Annotated in this window: 1 protein-coding gene; it reads left to right on the forward strand. The window is 59.9% G+C overall.

Features of this window, described 5'->3' with window-relative positions:
- Window positions 1-132 precede the first annotated feature (132 nt).
- Window positions 133-681 (forward strand): 6-phospho-3-hexuloisomerase, encoded by a 549-nt coding sequence (gene hxlB, locus L691_RS0101630; protein WP_025688383.1) that lies wholly within the window; start codon window positions 133-135, stop codon window positions 679-681.
- The last annotated feature ends 195 nt before the right edge of the window (window positions 682-876 follow it).

The raw sequence follows: 876 nt of genomic DNA on the forward strand, positions 1-876 counted from the left end.
CGACGATTACAAAGGCGCCTGATCCGGCGCAGGCGGCACGCGAGTTCAAGGAGCGTATTCGGGAATATACCGGAGAGGGCCGGGAGAGCGGACGTTCGAGCTGACATAAGCCAGATAAGGAGTGACGCCAAGATGAGCAAGCTGAAGGAAATCCTTACAGAAGCTAAGGAAGTGCTGGAGCGTGTGGATGAAGCGGCTGTAACCGAGACGGCCGTGCTGCTGGCGGGAGGGAAACGGATCTTTGTTGTGGGCGAGGGCCGGTCGGGTCTTATGGCGAAATCATTCGCCATGCGGATGATGCATTTGGGTGCGACCGTATACGTCATCGGCGAGACGATTACTCCGTCCATCTCCCCAGGCGACATATTGGTCGCCGTATCCGGGTCGGGAACGACGCACGGCGTTGTATGGACGGCACAGAAGGCGCGGGAGCTGGGCGCGTTCGTGATCGCCCTGACGACGGATGACGGCTCGCCGCTGGGCCGGTCCGCCTCGCGGCTGCTGACCATTCCAGCGGCGACCAAGCACCGCCGGGAGGGTGAACGCCAAAGCGTACAGCCGCTCGGCTCCCTGTTCGACCAGTGCGTCCATCTCGTGCTGGACAGTGTCTGCCTGAGCTTTGCGGAGCTGCGGGGCGTCGATCATGCTGCGGCGTACAAGCAGCATAGCAATGTCGAATAGCGGCTGCTCCCAACGAAGCTATAGAATTTTAGCAGTCCCCTGCGCCTTTGCGGCGGGGGACTGTTTTTTTTGATCCGAAGAAAATAGAAAATGACCTCTGCAAGTGACCGTTCACAAGGCCCGAACACGATGCCGCTCTGAAGGCTCCCTACTCAGAGAGGCGGGGATCTTGCGCCAGATAAGCCTCTGTCCGGT

Source organism: Paenibacillus zanthoxyli JH29, from assembly GCF_000520715.1.
GTDB classification, from domain to species: Bacteria; Bacillota; Bacilli; order Paenibacillales; family Paenibacillaceae; genus Paenibacillus_AQ; species Paenibacillus_AQ zanthoxyli.